Annotated in this window: 3 protein-coding genes; 1 reads left to right on the top strand and 2 read right to left on the bottom strand. The window is 68.3% G+C overall.

Features of this window, described 5'->3' with window-relative positions; all coding sequences use genetic code 11:
* Window positions 1-58: 58 nt before the first annotated feature.
* Window positions 59-526, bottom strand: coding sequence for a helix-turn-helix transcriptional regulator (locus RMO30_RS12610; RefSeq protein ID WP_309714097.1), 468 nt, complete (start codon window positions 524-526; stop codon window positions 59-61).
* A 23-nt stretch (window positions 527-549) separates the two neighbouring features.
* Entirely contained in the window at window positions 550-1,203 is a 654-nt protein-coding gene (locus tag RMO30_RS12605) for a hypothetical protein (protein WP_309714095.1), read from the bottom strand.
* 47 nt (window positions 1,204-1,250) lie between these two features.
* Between RMO30_RS12605 and RMO30_RS12600 the strand changes: the two genes are divergently transcribed.
* Entirely contained in the window at window positions 1,251-1,880 is a 630-nt protein-coding gene (locus tag RMO30_RS12600; protein ID WP_309714094.1) for a GNAT family protein, read from the top strand.
* Window positions 1,881-1,986 lie beyond the last annotated feature (106 nt).

Raw genomic sequence — 1,986 nt, 5'->3', positions numbered from 1 at the left:
GTCGACGTCGGGGGCGATGACGGGGAAGTGTGAGATGGAGATCGTCATAGCCACGAAACTACGCGCGGGATGCCGGGGCCGCTTCTCGGATCCTGCTCGACGGTGTTGGCTTCGACGGTGCCGGCCCCGATCGGCTCGGCCTCGTGCCCACCATCACGGTCTTCGGCGGCAGGTTCTGCCACCCGGAGTGGTCGAGTGCGCGATAAGCGGAGGGCGTCATCCCGACAATCTCGGTGAAGCGCGAGCTGAACGAGCCGAGCGATGTACACCCGACCGCGAGACACACGTCGGTGATCGAGAGGTCGCCGCGCCGCAGCAGCTCCTGAGCCCGTTCGATGCGACGCGTCATCAGGTAGGAGTACGGCGTCTCGCCGTAGGCAGCCCGGAAACGCCGGGCGAAGTGCGACGGCGACATGAGCGCCCGCTGCGCCATTTCGGGCACGTCGAGCGGGCGGGCGTATTCCCGGTCGATGAGGTCGCGGGTGCGACGCAGATGCGCGAGATCGGCGAGCTCCTCGGGCGTCATGCGCAGAAGCGTACGCGGAGACCTCAGCCTGAGGTTGCGAGCGCGTTGAATGCGGTGATCGACAACCACGAGCCGAGCCCGACCGACACGACCCAGAGCCCGAGCGCGATGACCCAGTCGATGGTGGTCGGGGTGGTGACCTCCTGCGCCTCGGTCGGAGTGAGACCGAAGTAGCGGCGCGCCTTGCCCTCGTACTGGAAGCGCGCACCGGTGATGCTCACCGACCCGACGAGGGTCGGCGCGACTGCCTTGCTGCTGAGCACGAATCCCACGGGCGCGAGGCCCATCCCGATGAACAAGACGCCGACGATGATGTTGCTGACGATCCCGACGCCGTTCACTGCACCGAGGATGAACTGGATGCCGAGGCCGACGAACAGGATCGGCCACGCCCAGGCGACGAGCGACACCCCGAACCCCCGGGCGAAGAAGAGCGCGACGCCGGCGGCGGCGAACATGCCGAAGATGCCGAGCGGGGCAAATACGACGACCGCTTCGGGACACTCGGTCTCGATCACAAATGCTCCGCCCGAGGCGCAGAACCCGCCGAGCCCGATGACGACGGCGGCGGTCTGGTAGAGCCCGAGGAAGAAGAACGCGAACAGCACCCACGAGACGATGGCGCCGGCGAACCGCCAGCCGGGCGTGTCGAAGCGGCTGGATCCGTGCGAAGACATGGCCACACAGTAGTAGTTAGAGTTCAGCCGACTGGGAGGATGTCGGGGTGAGTGCCACCCGCCCCGATCGCCGCGTGCTCGACGGCCGGTTCATCCGGCTCGAGCCCTTCGCCCCCGAACACCTGCCCGGCCTGTGGGCGGCGCTCGGGCATCCCGAAGTGTTTGCGGGCGGTTATGGTGGCGGGCCAGCGGGGCTACCCGTCGACGAAGCCGCGTTCGCGGAGTGGGCGCCCAGCCACTTTCCGCACGAAGAGGGCATCACCTACGTCGCGCGGCTCACGGTCGGCCCCGACGCGGGCACGATCGTCGGGGCGTCCAGCCTCGCCGATCTCGACCTGGAGAACGAGCACGCGCACATCGGCTGGACCGGGTGGGACCCGCGCGTGTGGGCAGGCGCGGTGAACCCGGAAGCGAAGTTGCTCATGCTCGGTGCGGCATTCGACAACGGCTTCGGGCGGGTGAAGCTGCAGGCGGATGCTCGCAACGAGCGGTCCCGCGGGGCGATCCTCAAACTCGGGGCGACGTTCGAGGGCATCGTTCGTCGCGACCGGCGTCGCGCCGATGGCACCTGGCGGGATACGGCCGTCTACTCGATCGTCATCGACGAGTGGCCGACGGTACGTGCAGGTCTCGAGGCGCGGCTCGCGAGCGCTGTGCCACCTACTCTCGCTCGGTAGTCTGTCGCCATGGCCGAGATGGACGACGAGACCCGCACGGAGCTCGCCGAGCTGCGGCAGAGCATCGACAACATCGACGCGGCGCTCACCCACCTGCTGGCCGAGC

Origin of the sequence: Pseudolysinimonas sp. (assembly GCF_031389465.1) — a bacterium.
Taxonomy (GTDB): domain Bacteria; phylum Actinomycetota; class Actinomycetes; order Actinomycetales; family Microbacteriaceae; genus Pseudolysinimonas_A.
This window is presented reverse-complemented; position numbering and strand designations above follow the sequence as displayed.